Annotated in this window: 16 protein-coding genes; all 16 read left to right on the plus strand. The window is 42.6% G+C overall.

What is annotated here, in order from left to right:
• Positions 1 to 53: 53 nt before the first annotated feature.
• The 16 genes from DW019_RS00905 to DW019_RS00980 all read left to right on the plus strand — a co-directional run bounded on the left by DW019_RS00905 (position 54) and on the right by DW019_RS00980 (position 15,390).
• On the plus strand, positions 54 to 314 hold the full coding sequence (locus DW019_RS00905; protein WP_117477713.1) for a YlmC/YmxH family sporulation protein: 261 nt from the start codon (positions 54 to 56) through the stop codon (positions 312 to 314).
• A gap of 60 nt (positions 315 to 374) precedes the next feature.
• Entirely contained in the window at positions 375 to 839 is a 465-nt protein-coding gene (gene nrdR / locus DW019_RS00910) for a transcriptional regulator NrdR (protein ID WP_117477714.1), read from the plus strand.
• A 70-nt stretch (positions 840 to 909) separates the two neighbouring features.
• The gene (locus DW019_RS00915; RefSeq protein ID WP_117477715.1) at positions 910 to 2,442 is read left to right on the plus strand and encodes a YifB family Mg chelatase-like AAA ATPase; all 1,533 of its coding nucleotides are present in this window, start codon (positions 910 to 912) and stop codon (positions 2,440 to 2,442) included.
• Complete coding sequence (gene dprA, locus DW019_RS00920) at positions 2,439 to 3,512, plus strand: DNA-processing protein DprA (protein ID WP_118442191.1); 1,074 nt, start codon at positions 2,439 to 2,441, stop codon at positions 3,510 to 3,512. Before DW019_RS00915 ends, dprA begins: the two co-directional genes overlap by 4 nt.
• A 110-nt stretch (positions 3,513 to 3,622) precedes the next feature.
• Positions 3,623 to 5,686: a type I DNA topoisomerase gene (gene topA, locus DW019_RS00925; RefSeq protein ID WP_022378022.1), complete on the plus strand. Its 2,064-nt coding sequence runs from the start codon at positions 3,623 to 3,625 to the stop codon at positions 5,684 to 5,686.
• 70 nt (positions 5,687 to 5,756) lie between these two features.
• A complete protein-coding gene (gene codY, locus DW019_RS00930; RefSeq protein ID WP_022378021.1) occupies positions 5,757 to 6,536 on the plus strand; it encodes a GTP-sensing pleiotropic transcriptional regulator CodY in 780 nt (259 codons plus the stop codon).
• Between the two features lie 81 nt (positions 6,537 to 6,617).
• A complete protein-coding gene (gene flgB / locus DW019_RS00935) occupies positions 6,618 to 7,007 on the plus strand; it encodes a flagellar basal body rod protein FlgB (protein ID WP_022378020.1) in 390 nt (129 codons plus the stop codon).
• Positions 7,008 to 7,028: 21 nt separating this feature from the next.
• Positions 7,029 to 7,469 carry a flagellar basal body rod protein FlgC gene (gene flgC, locus DW019_RS00940; RefSeq protein ID WP_022378019.1) on the plus strand — a complete coding sequence of 147 codons (441 nt, stop codon included), beginning with the start codon at positions 7,029 to 7,031 and terminating at the stop codon, positions 7,467 to 7,469.
• A 21-nt stretch (positions 7,470 to 7,490) separates the two neighbouring features.
• On the plus strand, positions 7,491 to 7,817 hold the full coding sequence (gene fliE, locus DW019_RS00945) for a flagellar hook-basal body complex protein FliE (RefSeq protein WP_117477718.1): 327 nt from the start codon (positions 7,491 to 7,493) through the stop codon (positions 7,815 to 7,817).
• A gap of 32 nt (positions 7,818 to 7,849) precedes the next feature.
• A complete protein-coding gene (locus tag DW019_RS00950) occupies positions 7,850 to 9,478 on the plus strand; it encodes a flagellar M-ring protein FliF C-terminal domain-containing protein (protein ID WP_118442192.1) in 1,629 nt (542 codons plus the stop codon).
• Positions 9,478 to 10,503: a flagellar motor switch protein FliG gene (gene fliG / locus DW019_RS00955; RefSeq protein WP_022378016.1), complete on the plus strand. Its 1,026-nt coding sequence runs from the start codon at positions 9,478 to 9,480 to the stop codon at positions 10,501 to 10,503. Before DW019_RS00950 ends, fliG begins: the two co-directional genes overlap by 1 nt.
• Positions 10,496 to 11,323: a FliH/SctL family protein gene (locus DW019_RS00960; protein ID WP_117477721.1), complete on the plus strand. Its 828-nt coding sequence runs from the start codon at positions 10,496 to 10,498 to the stop codon at positions 11,321 to 11,323. The genes fliG and DW019_RS00960 overlap by 8 nt, the downstream gene beginning before the upstream one ends.
• Positions 11,324 to 11,352: 29 nt before the next feature.
• Positions 11,353 to 12,684: a flagellar protein export ATPase FliI gene (gene fliI / locus DW019_RS00965; protein ID WP_118442193.1), complete on the plus strand. Its 1,332-nt coding sequence runs from the start codon at positions 11,353 to 11,355 to the stop codon at positions 12,682 to 12,684.
• A 12-nt stretch (positions 12,685 to 12,696) separates the two neighbouring features.
• On the plus strand, positions 12,697 to 13,146 hold the full coding sequence (gene fliJ, locus DW019_RS00970; protein WP_022378013.1) for a flagellar export protein FliJ: 450 nt from the start codon (positions 12,697 to 12,699) through the stop codon (positions 13,144 to 13,146).
• Between the two features lie 13 nt (positions 13,147 to 13,159).
• On the plus strand, positions 13,160 to 13,921 hold the full coding sequence (locus DW019_RS00975) for a hypothetical protein (RefSeq protein WP_118442194.1): 762 nt from the start codon (positions 13,160 to 13,162) through the stop codon (positions 13,919 to 13,921).
• Between the two features lie 74 nt (positions 13,922 to 13,995).
• The gene (locus tag DW019_RS00980; RefSeq protein WP_118442195.1) at positions 13,996 to 15,390 is read left to right on the plus strand and encodes a flagellar hook-length control protein FliK; all 1,395 of its coding nucleotides are present in this window, start codon (positions 13,996 to 13,998) and stop codon (positions 15,388 to 15,390) included.
• Positions 15,391 to 15,395 lie beyond the last annotated feature (5 nt).

The raw sequence follows: 15,395 nt of genomic DNA on the forward strand, positions 1-15,395 counted from the left end.
CACAAATTATGCGTTTGTTACATATAATATTTTAGAAAGAGAAGGAGATTTTTATGCGGATTTGTGATTTGAGGGAGAAGGAAGTTATTAATATTTGTGATGGCGAGAGACTTGGTTTTGTAGAAGACGTCGAGTTTGATTTGTGCACCGGAAAAATTACACATATTATTATTCCGGGCCCATGCAAATTTTTTGGTGTGCTGGGTAGAGAAGAAGAATACGTCATTGAAATATGTCATATCTGTAAAATCGGAACAGATTTGATTCTTGTGGAGGTAAATAAGGAGCGCGTTACAAACAAATGTGGAAACTAGTCTTTACTTCATGTGAAAAATTCGATATACTTACAGTAGTGAAAAGAAGGAGAGAAGACTATGAAATGTCCATTTTGTGCAGAAGAAAATACGAAGGTAATTGATTCAAGACCGGCCGATGACAATAATTCGATTCGTCGCCGTCGCCAGTGTGAAAAATGTGGGAAGCGTTTTACAACTTATGAGAAGTTGGAGACGATTCCTCTTGTTATCATAAAGAAAGACCGGATGAGAGAGCCGTATGACCGTTCAAAAATTGAACGCGGTGTATTCCGCTCATGTATAAAGCGTCCAATTTCGGTTGACCAGATTAATGAATTGGTAGATTCTGTGGAAAGTGCAGTTTTTAATCTCGGAGAAAAGGAAGTTGAGAGCAAAAAAATCGGAGAAATTCTGATGGACAAGCTTCAGCAGTTAGACCCGGTTGCCTATGTTCGTTTTGCCTCAGTATATCGCGAGTTTAAGGATGTAAATACCTTTATGGATGAAATTAAAAAATTGTTGGAAAAGCAGCAAAAGAATTAAAAAAGACTTGCGTCCTTCTGACCTGTGTGTTATAATGTGCTTGGTTCGTTCCTCAGGTTAGGAGGAATTTATGTTTAGTCAATCGTTTGGCGCGGATGTCTATGGTACAAAAGCCAGAGTAATCCGCATTGAGGCAGATGTCAGTGATGGTCTGCCCGTTTTTGATATGGTGGGATTTTTAGCCTCTGCCGTGAAGGAGGCGAGAGAGCGCGTGCGGATTGCTGTGCGCCAGATGGGGATTCGTTTTCCCGCAAAACGCATTACGGTGAATCTGTCGCCTGCGAATGTAAGAAAGGAAGGCACAACATTTGACCTTCCCATTGCAATTTGTCTGTTGACCGCATTCGGTCATTTATCCAAAGAATGTATCAAAGATACGATGTTTATCGGGGAACTTGGTTTAGATGGTTCCGTACAGAGTGTAAATGGTGTATTAGCTATGGTTTTAGAAGGAAAGAAGCAGGGACTTCGACAGTTTCTTGTGCCAAAAGGAAATGTAAAAGAAGCTGCCGTATTAGAAGGAATTTCTCTTTATGGGGTGGAAAGCCTTTCAGAAACGCTGCGTTTTTTACGAGGAGAAATTTCCCTGAAGAAAGTGTATATTCCTTTTGAAAAGTGGGATGAGTCACAGGAAGAAGGACTTGATTTTTCTGATATTAAAGGACAGGAAATGATGAAGCGTGCGGCAGAAATTGCGGTGAGTGGAAGACATAATCTTTTGATGATTGGACCACCGGGAAGTGGGAAGACGATGCTTGCGAAAAGACTTCCAACGATTCTGCCACCGATGACGTTAGAAGAAAGTGTGGAAGTGACGAGATTGTACAGTGTGTGCGGACTTTTAGGAGAACATGCGTCTGTACTGAAAAAGCGGCCGTTTCGTGCTCCCCACCATACAACGACGGCAGCGGCACTTACCGGAGGCGGCAGAATTCCAATGCCGGGAGAGATTACATTGGCTTCAAAAGGAATTCTGTTTTTAGATGAACTTCCGGAATTTTCAAGGAGTGCGCTAGAGGTGCTCAGACAGCCTTTAGAAGAACAGAAAGTAACAATTGCACGTGTTGGGAGCAGTTATGAGTATCCATCGGACTGCTCGTTTGTGGCGGCGATGAACCCATGCCGGTGCGGTTATTATCCAAACCGAGATAAATGTCGATGCACGACAGCAGATATCAAGCGCTATTTAGCAAAAATCAGTGAGCCGTTGTTAGACCGGATGGATTTATGTGTAGAAACAGGACTGCCGGAATTTTCCCTGTATGAGAAAAAAGGAGAGACAAGTAAGCAGATAAGAGAGAGGGTGAAGAGGACTCACAGGATACAAAAGAAACGCTATCGAAAAGAAAACTTTTCCTATAATAGTGAGTTGACACCACAGGCAATGAAAAAATACTGTATCATGGGTACAGCGGAGAAAGAATTGTTAGAATTCTTATTTCACGAGGAACAGATGAGCGTGAGGCGGCTTTGCCGGATTGTACGTGTGTCGAGGACAATTGCGGATTTAGAGGAAAGTGATACGATTTTAGAAAGCCATATAACCGAGGCAGTTCGTTTTCGCAGTGTGGACCGCAAATACTGGGGGGTGGAGACGATATGACAAAGGAAGAAGAAAAATATCTGTTTTGGCTGACTTCCCTTTCCGGACTTGGTTTGCCTTTTGTACAGAGGTTCTTTGAGCGGTATAAAAGCATAGATAAGGCGCGTTCTCTTTCTGAAACGGATATTAAAAAAGCAGAGTGGATGAAACCACGTGAAAAGAATTACTTTGCCAAAGCATATAAGCAGGAAGGCTGGCAGCATGAGTGGGAGCTGTTGGCGAAGAATCATATATCATTTTATTCCTATTTTCATGAATCTTATCCGGAGCGGCTAAAGCACATTGATTCCCCGCCAAAGAGGCTTTTTGTAAAAGGGAAACTGCCGGATGCATCAAAACTTTCTGTAGCGGTTGTTGGGGCGAGAAATTGTACGCCGTACGGACGGGATATGGCACGGATGTTTAGTTATCGTCTGGCTGCGGCAGGCGTTTTTGTGATTAGCGGGATGGCTCTTGGAATTGATGGATGGGGGCACCAGGGGGCATTGGAAGCCGGGGGTGAAACTTATGCTGTTTTAGGTTCCGGTGTGATGCGGTGTTATCCTTCGTGTCATCAGAATTTGTATGAAAGTATTGTAAGGCATGGAGGAGTGATTTCAGAATTTCCGGTGTATGCTCGTGCCAAGCCTGTTTTTTTCCCTATGAGAAATCGTATTATCAGCGGTCTGTCGGATGGAATCCTAGTTGTGGAAGCCAGAGAAAAGAGCGGATCTTTGATTACAGCAGATGCGGCACTTGAGCAGGGAAAAGATGTATTTGTTATCCCCGGACGGATTGGAGATGAATTAAGTGTCGGTTGTAACCGGCTGATTCGTATGGGAGCAGTGCCGGTTTTGACACCGGATGATATACTGGATTATTATGGAGTTAAGACGTCTGACGGCTCGCAGAATGTGAATGAGACAGAGCAGAAAATCCTTGCTTTTCTCGGTGGAAAAACGATGCATATGGATGAGATTTCAGCAGGGTTATCTCTGCCAATGACACAGTTATTAAAGTGCATGATTGTACTTCAGAAAAAAGGATATGTCATCGAGGTCGGCAGAAATTTTTTTATGAAAAAAATATAAATATTGCTTGAAAGCCCGATTAAAATGGTGTATGCTAGAGTTTGTGAAAATTTTTGGAAGAATATGATTCATTAAATAGAGAGCATTTATCATTAGCAATGGAGGGTAATATGGCAAAGAATCTTATTATTGTAGAGTCTCCGGCAAAGTCGAAGACGATTAAAAAGTTTTTAGGGAAAAATTACGAAGTCGTAGCATCCAACGGTCATGTCAGAGATATGCCAAAGAGCCAGATGGGTGTTGATTTCGAAAATGATTTTGAGCCGAAATATATTACAATCAGAGGAAAAGGTGAGCTATTGGCTTCTCTGCGAAAAGAAGTCAAGAAGGCAGATAAAATTTATCTCGCAACTGACCCCGACCGTGAGGGAGAGGCAATTTCCTGGCATTTATGTCATGCTTTGAAGTTAGACCCGAAAAAAACAAGCCGGATTACCTTTAATGAAATTACAAAAAATGCGGTTCGCCAGTCGTTAAAGCAGTCGCGGGAAATTGATATGGATTTAGTGGATGCCCAGCAGGCAAGACGTGTTTTGGACCGTTTGGTTGGTTATTCGATCAGCCCGTTATTGTGGCAGAAGGTAAAAAGAGGTTTGAGTGCCGGCCGTGTGCAGTCGGTAACACTGCGTCTGATTGCTGACAGGGAAAGTGAAATTGATGCCTTTATTCCGAAAGAATACTGGTCGATGGAAGCAAAATTGTCAGTGCCGGGTGTAAAAAAGCCATTGGTGGCTAAATATTATGGTAATCCGGGCAAATGTGAAATTGCTTCCGGTGAAGAGGCAGAAAAAATCCGCAAAGAAATTGAAAAAGAAGATTTTAAAGTAAGCAGTATTAAGAAGGGTGAGCGCACCAAGAAGCCACCTCTTCCTTTTACAACGTCTACGTTGCAGCAGGAGTGTGCAAAACACTTGAATTTTCCAACGAGAAAGACAATGCAGATTGCCCAGCAGTTATATGAAGGTGTGCAGGTAAAGGGACATGGAACGATTGGTCTGATTACGTATCTGCGTACGGATTCGGTCCGTATCTCGGAAGAAGCGGATTTAGCTTGTAAAGATTATATTCGTGAAACATATGGAGAAGAAAATATTATTGAAAAGGCAGCAGTGTCAAAAACAAAGGGCAAGATTCAGGATGCGCACGAAGCAATCCGTCCGACATATGTGGATTTGACACCGGTTCAGGTAAAGGAATCTTTAACGAGAGACCAGTTCCGTTTGTATCAGCTGATTTGGAAGCGCTTTGTGGCAAGCCGTATGCACTCAGCAAAATACGATACGATTTCAGTTCGTATTATGGCAGGAAAACATCAATTTGCAAGTTCCGGTTCCAAACTTGTGTTTCCGGGCTTTTTGTCGGTGTACCAGCAGGATGATGATAAAGAAGAGCCAAATGCTGTGCTTGCTAAAGTAACAAAGGATTCTGTGCTGTCTTTAAGTGAATTACTGCCGGAACAGCATTTTACGCAGCCGCCGGCGCATTTTACCGAGGCTTCTTTAGTAAAAACTCTTGAAGAGTTAGGAATTGGACGCCCAAGTACCTATGCGCCAACAATTTCAACATTGATTTCACGCCGCTATGTGGCAAAGGAACAGAAGAATTTGTATTTGTCAGATTTGGGAGATATTGTAAATCAGATTATGGTGAGTGCATTTCCTAGTATTGTGGATGTAAACTTTACAGCAACGATGGAAGCTTTGCTAGATGGTGTTGCCGAGGGTAATGTGGAATGGAAGACCATTGTGAGAAACTTCTATCCGGATTTGGAAAAGGCTGTTTCACATGCAGAAAAAGCACTCGAAAAGATTAAAATAGAAGATGAAGTAACCGATGTCGTGTGTGAATTATGTGGACGCAATATGGTAATTAAGTACGGACCGCACGGAAAGTTTTTGGCGTGCCCCGGATTTCCGGAGTGCAGAAATACCAAACCATATTATGAAAAAATCGGTGTGAAGTGCCCGAAATGCGGCGGCGAGATTGTCATTAAAAAGACCCAGAAAGGCCGTCGTTATTATGGCTGCGAGAACAATCCGGAGTGTGATGTGATGACTTGGCAGAAGCCGTCGAATGAACGCTGTCCAAAGTGTGGCGGCATGATGTTGGAAAAAGGCAGTAAGTTAGTCTGTGCCGATAACACATGCGGTTATATTGAAAAGAAAGAGAAATAAAAAACAGACGACATAATGCTTGTCAATAAGGTGAAATTGTGATAATATTGTTCCATGGGGGACAAGCAATATGAGTATTCAATTATTGGATAAGACTCGAAAAATAAACCGTCTCCTCAACGACAAACATTCATCTAAGGTGGCATTTGCGGATATTTGTTTTGTGCTGGGACAGATGCTTTTAGCAAATGCGTACATAATCAGCAGTAAGGGAAAGTTGTTGGGAACTTATGTGAATGATGACGGGATGATTCCGAGTTTTCAGAGTAAACGGGGCAGTTATATCGAGACGATGTTAAATGAACGTTTCCTTAATGTGCTGTCAACAAAAGAAAATGTGAATCTGGAGACTCTTGGTTTTTCCAAAGAAGAAAGACAGGGAGTTGAGGCACTGATTACACCGATTAGTATTGGTGGCGAGAGGCTGGGAACGTTGTTTCTGTGCCGGTGTCAGAAAGCATTTTCGATTGAGGACATTATTTTAAGTGAATATAGCACGACTGTGGTAGGGCTTGAAATTATGAGGTCCATTCAAGAGGAATCAGATATTGAGCAGCATAAGAAGAGCAATTTCTCTTCTGCCTTGACGACGCTTACGCCACTTGAGCAGAAAGCGGTCAGTTACGTATTCCATGCAATGGGGGGAGAGGATGGTACCCTTGTGACGAGCAAGCTTGCCGGAAAAATTGGCATTACAAGGACTGTTATTGTCAATGCTTTGCGAAAATTAGAGAGCGCTGGCTTAATCAAGACAAAGTCATCCGGAGTGAAAGGAACGCACATTAAGGTTCTGAATGATATTGTCTATACCGAGTTTAACAGTTATTATCGTGAGAAATGGAATTCGTAAACGCAAAGGGAATTGTGATGGGAAGTCATAATGCCGTTTGCGTTTTTCTAGAAATAAAGAAATAAGAAAGGAAGTGCTACGATGGTTTTATCCAATGCATACAATTACATCAATGTGTTAGATAAGGCAGCGGATGCGAGCTGGACAAGAAATGATGTGCTGGCAAATAATATCGCAAATGCAGACACGCCGGGTTACAAAAGAAAAGATGTACAGTTTGAGACATATTTGTCGAATGCGGTGGCAGGAACAGATTCATTAGATGAGACGGTGGCAAATCTTGATTTGAATGATTTAAATGCAACGGTGTATAATGAACAGCCGGGGCTTAGTTATCGGAGTGACGGAAACAACGTAGATGTATCGACAGAAAACGTGGAACTGGCAAAAAACCAGATTAAGTATTATACGTTGATGAATTCTATTAGTCAGGAATTTTCACGGATGAAATCAGCGTTAAAGACTTCATAAATCAATTAAGGAGGAATGACTATGTCAGTATTTGGGGCTTTGGATGTGAGCGCTACCGGTATGACGGCGCAGCAGCTTCGAATGGATACAATTTCGGAAAATATTGCCAATGTAAACACGACTCGTGGAAAAGATGGCAAACCATATAAGAGGAAGACAGTTCTTTTTGAGGAGAAAAGTTATCCGAGTTTTAGTGAAAGTCTTAGCATGGCAAACCGTCATAATATTGGAAAAGGTGTTAAGGCAAGTAAAATAGTGGAAGATAATTCCGAAGGAAGTAAAGTATATGACCCTTCCCATCCGGATGCGGATGAAGATGGATACGTGACGTATCCGAATGTAAATACCGTGACCGAGATGACAAATATGATTGATGCGACAAGGGCTTTTGAAGCAAATGTTACGGTAATGAATTCGACAAAAGGGATGGCTCTTAAGGCACTTGATATTGGACAGAGTTAATTGTGAATGGAGGAAACCTAAATGGATATTGCTAGTTTGTCTGCAATTAGTGGCATTGAAAATATCAGTAAATACGCAGATAATAGTTTACAGACGGAAAAATCAAAAGGAAGCGGCACAGCAAGCTTTGACAGTCTGTTAAATTCAGCGATGAATTTAGTGCAACAGACGGAAGATTATTCCAATGCAGCAGAAGTAGAAGAAGTAAAGTATGCAATGGGGCAGAGCGACAGTCTTCATGATTTGATGGTTGCTCAGCAGAAAGCAAATGTATCACTGCAATATACGGTAGCAGTAAAAAACACAGCAGTAGAAGCATATCGTTCGATTATGAATATGCAGATTTAACTGACAAAGGCGTTGAGGAGCGATAGAAAACAATGATGGAACAATTGATTGCACTCAAGGACAAAATTCTTGAGTTTTGGAATAAGTATACGTCAAAACAGAAAACAATTATAATTTGTGTAGCATGCGCAATTTTGGTTGCGATTGTTTTGCTTGCTTATTTTATGACCCGCCCGGTGTATACCGACGTTGCTACGTTAAGTGGTGAAACTGCTACGACGTTTGATACGGCACTGCAGGGGGCTGGACTTGATTATGTAAAAGAATCGGATAACAACGGAAATACAACATTTAAGGTGGAGCAGTCACAGTATTCAGATGCCGTTTTGCTGATGGGGGAAAATCAGATTACGGATGATGAAATGACATGGGAAAAAGCACTTCAGTCAGACATGACGACATCTTCGGATGAAAAACAGACTAAAGCAACACTGGCTTTGCAGTCATCGATTCGCAAAGGACTTTTGAATTTTGATGGCGTGGAAGATGCGACTGTTTATATCAACCGCCCGAAAGATGATGGCACGATTTATGCGGACAAGCAGGATACTTCGGTGAGCGTATCATTTAAAATGGCGGGCAACAAAACCATGGACAGCGATACTGCAGATGCGATTGCTTATTATCTTGCCAATGCAGTAGGAAGCACCAAACCGGATCATATTGTTCTTACCGACACAAAAGGAAATCTTTTGTTTAACGGACAGCAGGATGCCGGGCTTGGCGGAACAATCAGCAGTACCGAAGATTACCGTGATAAACTGAAAAATAACTTTGCTAAATATGTGCGTGACCTTTTGACAAAAGCTGGTTATGACGATGTTGAAGTTTCTAAGAATAATATCGTGTTTGATATGAATAAATTAACGGAACTGGTTACTACATATACGACAAATGAGGGACAGGATCAGGGCTTGTATGGCAGTTCATACGAGTATAAATCAACAGGAGCCTCCTCTTCCGGCGGCGTGCCTGGAACCGATTCGAATGGTGATGTTACGGACACGATGATTACCGATAACGGAGATAGTTCATCGGAAACGATATTAAATAAATATGACTATCTGCCGAATAAAACCGTTCAGAATATTGAACATGAAATTGGTGCAGTAAAGAAGGATGAGTCCTCTATTGCAATTGTGCTGACACATTACCGTGTGGTGAAAGAAGAGACTTTAGAGTCACAGGGTGCTCTTGATAATATGACATTTGATGAGTATGTGGATGCAAACAGTAATGTGACGGAACAGCAGGTGCCAACCGATTTGCCGCAGCTTGTGGCTGCCGCTACCGGTATTACTGAAAATAACATTCAGATTCGTGTAGTGGAAAAACCGGTATTTGAGGCAAAAGAAGCAAGTTCATTTGGAGATAATGTAACAAATTACCTGATGGTGATTCTCACGGTTTTGATTGCAGGTTTGTTAATCTTTGTTATTATTAAAGGTACTTCACCGGTTGAGGTTACCGAGATGGAGCCGGAGCTTTCTGTGGAAGATTTGCTCGCTACAACGCAGGATAATGCACAGACATTGGAAGAAATCGAACTGGAAGACAAATCCGACACCCGCATCATGATAGAAAAATTTGTAGACGAAAATCCGGAAGCGGTAGCTTTGCTTTTGCGTAACTGGATTAATGAAGATTGGGGGGCGATGTAATGGCAGGAAATTCAGCATCATCCTATAGTGAAATGGATGGGATTCAGAAGGCGGCAATTCTCCTCATTACGTTAGGACCGGAGAAGGCGGCTGTCGTATTTAAACATTTAAAAGAAGATGAGATTGAACAGCTCACACTGGAAATTGCCAATACCAGAAGTGTGACACCGGCTCAAAAAGAACAGGTTTTGAATGAGTTCTATGAGGTATGTCTTGCCCAGCAGTACATTGCCGAGGGTGGTATTGGATATGCAAAAGACTTGTTGCAGAAAGCTCTTGGTGAGAGCAAAGCACAGGAAGTTCTTGGCAAGCTGACGGCGTCGTTACAGGTTCGTCCGTTCGAGTTTATCCGCAAGACAGAAGCTTCTCAGATTTTGAACTTTATTCAGGACGAGCATCCGCAGACGATTGCGTTGATTTTGTCGTATTTGTCCCCACAGCAGGCGGCCGGCATTATCAGTTCTCTTACACCGGATAAGCAGACAGATGTGGCAAAACGTATTGCGATGATGGATCGTACTTCACCGGATGTCATCAAAGAAGTGGAAAATATATTAGAGCAGAAACTGGCATCACTTGTCAGTCAGGATTACACGATTGTCGGTGGTGTGGATTCGGTGGTCGAAGTATTGAATACAGTAGACCGTGGTACCGAGAAACACATTATGGAAAACTTGGAAATCGAGGAACCGGAACTCGCCGACGAGATCCGAAAAAAGATGTTTGTGTTCGAGGATATTCTTATGCTGGACGACCGCTCGATTCAGCGTGTGCTTAGAGAAGTGGAGAACAGCGAACTTGCTGTTGCACTTAAGAATGCAAACGAAGAGGTACAGAATGTAATCTTTAACAACATGTCCACAAGACTTGTTGATATGATTAAAGAAGATATGGAATACATGGGACCGGTTCGATTGAAAGACGTCGAAGAGGCTCAGCAGAAGATTGTAAATATTATCCGTAAACTGGAGGATTCTGCTGAAATTGTAATTTCCCGTGGTGGAGGTGACGAGATCATTGTCTAATCTCATCAAATATCCCTATGTGAATATGCAGGGGAAAGAAGCAAAAGTGATTTGTTATGAATCGGAGGAAGAGAAGTTTCAGCCGCTTGATGCAAAAAAGAAAGTGGTAATGAAGACCTTTGAGGAGGTTGCTAAAGAAGAAAGAGAGAGAGCACAGGAGGAGACCGGTGATGAATCTTTTCAGGAAGGACTTCCGGTAACCAATTACGATGAGGTAATTGAAGAGAAAATACAGAAAGCCGAAGAAGAGGCAGCGGCAGCTATTGCCGAGGCAAAACAACAGGCAAATGAGATTGTCGAACAGGCAAATAATCGGAAAAATCAGATTTTGGAAGAAGGCAGACAGGAAGGAATTACCAGAGGGTATGAGGAAGGTCTTTTGCAGGCGCAGGAGGAGATTCAGGCGCAGAAAGATGAACTTTCCGGTCAGCAGTTAAAAAAAGAGCAGGAATATCAGCAGATGTTAGCGGAAACCGAAGGACGCTATGTTGATGTTTTATGCAATCTGATTCGTAAATTATCCGGTGTGATTTTGACAGACAGAAAAGATGTTATTTTACATTTGATTCGCAGTGGAATTGCGGATATGGAACCGGCAAAACACTATATTATCCGTGTAGCATCGGATGACCTTTTGTATGTGGAAGGGGAAAAGGATGCTTTGATGGAAAAGGCTGGAATTACCGGTACAATAGAGGTGCAGGAAGAAAAAAGCCTTTCCGAAGGAGATTGTATTATAGAGACAGATAATCAGATGATTGACTGCGGTTTTCGGACGCAGCTTGATAATATGGTTCGTACACTACGCATGCTTGTGTAAATATGTACTCGCGCAAAGAAGGTAGAACTATGCCACTCATTAATTTTGAAAAATACAATGTGCTCATGGACAAAAGTTACACCAGTCAGTTAGGAAAAGTTGCTAAAGTGGTTGGTCTTACGATTGAGTCCATCGGGCCAAGTGCAAAATTGAATGATTTGTGTTTGATTCGTTCAAACAACCGAACAGAACCCGTAAAAGCGGAAGTAGTTGGCTTTCGTGATGACAGGGTTCTTTTGATGCCATATGATGATGTCGAAGGTGTCGGACTTGGAAGCTGGGTGGAAAATACCGGAGCACCTTTGCAGGTTGCAGTTGGCGAGGAACTTCTTGGCTGCACATTAAATGGTGTAGGAGAACCGATGACAGAACTTGAGTTATCGGAAAATTGTCCGCGGTATTCAGTAGAAGCGACGCCACCTGACCCGCTTACCAGAGAGATGATAGCGGATGTTCTGCCGCTTGGTGTAAAAGCGGTAGACGGCTTGATTACTGTTGGAAAGGGACAGAGAATTGGTATTTTTGCCGGTAGTGGTGTCGGGAAAAGCACGCTGATGGGGATGTTTGCGAGAAATACGAAAGCAGATATTAATGTGATTGCACTGATTGGAGAGCGCGGACGTGAGGTTCGTGAATTTATTGAGCGGGATTTAGGCGAAGAAGGTATGAAACGCTCGGTTGTGGTCGTAGCAACCTCGGATAAACCGGCTTTGATTCGTAATAAGGCGGCGAAGACGGCGACGGCGGTTGCGGAATATTTCCGGGATCAGGGGAAAGATGTTTTGCTTATGATGGATAACCTGACCCGTTTTTCCATGGCACAGAGAGAAATCGGACTGGCTTCCGGAGAACCACCGGTTTCGCGCGGGTATCCGCCAAGTGTATATGCGGAAATGCCGAAATTGCTGGAGCGTGCCGGAAATTCAGATAAAGGTTCCATTACAGGATTGTATGCGGTCTTGGTTGATGGTGATGATTTTAACGAGCCGATTGCCGATACGGCGCGTGGTATTTTGGACGGACATATTGTTCTGTCGCGTTCCATGGCACAGAGAAATCATTATCCTGCAATTGATGTTTTGGCGAGTATATCTCGTGTTATGAGTGCTGTGGCGTCCAAAGAACATAAGGAGTTAGCCGGAAAGATGAAAAATATACTGGCGGTTTACCGGGATGCAGAAGATTTGATAAATATCGGTGCTTACCGCCCCGGTTCCAATAAGGAAATTGACTTCGCGATAGAAAAAATTGATGCCGTTAATGAATTCCTTCGTCAAGGAACCGATGAAAAATTTTTATTTGATGACATTATTCAGATGATGCGGGATATTTTTGAAGAGGATTCCGCAGAGGAAGAATAGAGAGGGTGAACGATGGCACGATTTATTTTTTCCATGCAGAATATTTTGAACATGAAAGAAAAGCTTGAAGAGCAGGCGAAAAATAATTTTGCGCAGGCGAACCGTTCCCTTCAGGAGGCACTGCTTATGCAAAAACAGTGTGAAAATAGACTGGAAGCAGGAAAGCAGACGTTGAAAGAAGCAATGCTTGAAAATCTGAAAGTCGGGCAGATAAGGAGAAGGGAAGATGACGTTGAGATTTTTCGAATGTATTTGCGACAGCAGATATTAGTTGTAAAGCAGAAAGAAAAAGAAGTTGAGGTGGCAAGAGAACATCTCAATGAAGCAATGAAGGAAAGAAAGACCTTTGAAAAGTTAAAAGAAAAGGCTTTTGAAAAATTTGTAGCGGAAGAAAATCAAAAAGAGCAAAAAGAAGTGGATGAGCTTGTGAGCTACCGCTATGGTGCAGAGAAATTCGAGTGAAAGGAGATTTGTCATGGCAAAAAAGGACAAGAATAAGGAAAATAAGGTTTCGACAGATGAAAGTACAGGAAGTAAAATTGTTACAATGCTTATTGTACTTGTCATTGTTGTGATATGGCTTGCTATCTTTGGTGTGCTGATTAAACTGGATGTGGGGAACTTTGGAAGTGAAGTGTTGTATCCGGTTTTGAAAGATGTTCCTGTTGTAAATATGATTTTGCCGGAACCGGCGCAGAACCAGGATGCATCGGCAAGTAAAGAATATGATAATCTGACGGAGGCAAATGCGAGAATTAAAGAGCTTGAGAGCCAGCTCGCAGCAAATAAAAATGCCGGTAGTGCCAACCAGAGTGAAGTGTCCGAACTGCAGGCGGAAATTAACCGATTAAAGAAATTTGAGCAGGAACAGAGTGCGTTTGCAAAACGTGTGCAGGAGTTTGATAAAAACGTCGTTTATAACGATAAGGCACCGGATACGGAAGAGTATAAAAAATACTATGAAGAAATAGAGCCGGACAATGCAGAAAAAATTTATAAGGAAGTCTGCAAGGATTATGAGTATTCGCAGGAAATCAAGGATCAGGCGGATGCATACGGCAAAATGGAACCTGCCAGCGCAGCAGCAATTTTGTCCGAGATGACCAATGATTTAACTTTGGTTGCAAAGATACTTGACAGTATGCAGACTTCGAAAAGTGCTTTGATTTTGCAGAACATGAAACCAACGACGGCAGCTCAGGTTACGACGAAGATGACGGCGATGAAAAATAAATAAAAACTAAAGAAAAGACAGGTAAATGCCGATATAAAATTTGTAGTAGATTTTTAAGAAGAAAGGAGGGAAATGAAATGACGATGCAGGGAATTTCAAATGTTCTGCCAAAGGCTGCTGCAGCAGTTGCTGAGAAAAGCGAAAAGGCAAAAGGTACCTTGTTTGAGGCCGTAATGAGCAGTCAGGGAAATAAGCAGCAGACAAAAAAATCCATGGATGATTTTGCACTGGATGACAAAGTAGATGATGGCATGGCGAGAAAAGAGTTAGCAGCAAACCGTTATCAGAAATCAAAAGCCATTCATACAAAATCCGACACAGCGGCTTCAAATGATACGCAGGATTCACTGACGGTAAAACAGATAGCGGATGATGAAGCGGATATCGAAGAAGTTACCGTTGTTCTTGCTTCGCAGGTGACAGTTTTATTACAAGATTTACTTGGTCTGACAAATGAAGAATTACAGGGTATCCTAAATTCATTGGATTTGCAGCCGGAATCACTCATTCTTTGTAACAGCGAGAATGGTATTATGGCAGTGAATGCAGATGCGCTTAAACAGTTGGTTCTCAGTGTTCATGGCATAGAAGATGCGAGTGCATTTTTAACCAATGATGCGTTGAATACAGAACTTTCAGAAGTGACAGATGCAATTGCTGATTTTGTGTGTGATACGCTCGGTGTGACGAAGGAAGAGCTTGCTTCTCTTAAGGCAGAGGCGATGCCGCAACTGTTAAAGCAGGCAGTGGATACATTGCAGGCGGCAAGTCAAACGGACACTATGGCTGCAGACAAAGATGCGTTAAACCAGACAGGAACAGTGGAGAATACCATGACCGCAATAGCGGAAGATGCAAATTCTTCAAATTTGCAAAAAGATTCACAGCAGGATATGTCTATGCGTGATGACAGTGAGATGTTGCAGGGCGATGATTCATTGGTTCCTACCCATGCTACGATGGCGGAAACGTTTACAGACCGTCTTTCACAAGCACTTGAAAAATCAAGTGGCATGAAGGGGCAGAGTGTAACACAGACGATGAATCAGATTGTGGAGCAGGTTGTTCGACAGGTTCGCATCCGTGTAATGCCGGAAACGACCAGTATGGAACTTCGTTTAAATCCGGCAAGCTTAGGCCGTGTCAATATCACGGTGGCAGCAAGCGCAGGAATTGCGACAGCGACGATGGTTGTAGAAAACCAGATGGCAAAAGAAGCACTTGAAAGTCAGATGATTCACTTAAAAGAAGCTTTTAACGAGCAGGGACTTAAAGTGGATGAGGTAGAAGTGACAGTCGCTGAGTTTGGACTGAAAAAGGACGGCGAAGGACAAGAGCAGACCGGTTCCAAACAGAGCGGAAACCGCAAATTCCGTCCGAATGAAAGTTTTTCGGATGAGGAAAAGAATGAAGATTTGACGACAGCGTCTGAACGGCGTGACGTTAATAGTATGGTCGATTATACGGCTTAGAAAGG

Origin of the sequence: Clostridium sp. AF37-5 (assembly GCF_003477605.1) — a bacterium.
In the GTDB taxonomy this organism is placed as follows: domain Bacteria; phylum Bacillota; class Clostridia; order Lachnospirales; family Lachnospiraceae; genus Eubacterium_F.

Excerpts from the sequence above, each read along its gene's own strand:
- dprA (WP_118442191.1), top strand. The coding sequence starts at position 2,439 with ATGACAAAGGAAGAAGAAAAATATCTGTTTTGGCTGACTTCCCTTTCC.
- nrdR (WP_117477714.1), top strand. The coding sequence starts at position 375 with ATGAAATGTCCATTTTGTGCAGAAGAAAATACGAAGGTAATTGATTCA.
- DW019_RS00980 (WP_118442195.1), top strand. The coding sequence starts at position 13,996 with ATGACGATGCAGGGAATTTCAAATGTTCTGCCAAAGGCTGCTGCAGCA.
- topA (WP_022378022.1), top strand. The coding sequence starts at position 3,623 with ATGGCAAAGAATCTTATTATTGTAGAGTCTCCGGCAAAGTCGAAGACG.
- fliJ (WP_022378013.1), top strand. The coding sequence starts at position 12,697 with ATGGCACGATTTATTTTTTCCATGCAGAATATTTTGAACATGAAAGAA.
- DW019_RS00905 (WP_117477713.1), top strand. The coding sequence starts at position 54 with ATGCGGATTTGTGATTTGAGGGAGAAGGAAGTTATTAATATTTGTGAT.
- codY (WP_022378021.1), top strand. The coding sequence starts at position 5,757 with ATGAGTATTCAATTATTGGATAAGACTCGAAAAATAAACCGTCTCCTC.
- DW019_RS00915 (WP_117477715.1), top strand. The coding sequence starts at position 910 with ATGTTTAGTCAATCGTTTGGCGCGGATGTCTATGGTACAAAAGCCAGA.
- fliI (WP_118442193.1), top strand. The coding sequence starts at position 11,353 with ATGCCACTCATTAATTTTGAAAAATACAATGTGCTCATGGACAAAAGT.
- fliE (WP_117477718.1), top strand. The coding sequence starts at position 7,491 with ATGGATATTGCTAGTTTGTCTGCAATTAGTGGCATTGAAAATATCAGT.
- flgC (WP_022378019.1), top strand. The coding sequence starts at position 7,029 with ATGTCAGTATTTGGGGCTTTGGATGTGAGCGCTACCGGTATGACGGCG.
- DW019_RS00975 (WP_118442194.1), top strand. The coding sequence starts at position 13,160 with ATGGCAAAAAAGGACAAGAATAAGGAAAATAAGGTTTCGACAGATGAA.
- flgB (WP_022378020.1), top strand. The coding sequence starts at position 6,618 with ATGGTTTTATCCAATGCATACAATTACATCAATGTGTTAGATAAGGCA.
- DW019_RS00950 (WP_118442192.1), top strand. The coding sequence starts at position 7,850 with ATGATGGAACAATTGATTGCACTCAAGGACAAAATTCTTGAGTTTTGG.
- fliG (WP_022378016.1), top strand. The coding sequence starts at position 9,478 with ATGGCAGGAAATTCAGCATCATCCTATAGTGAAATGGATGGGATTCAG.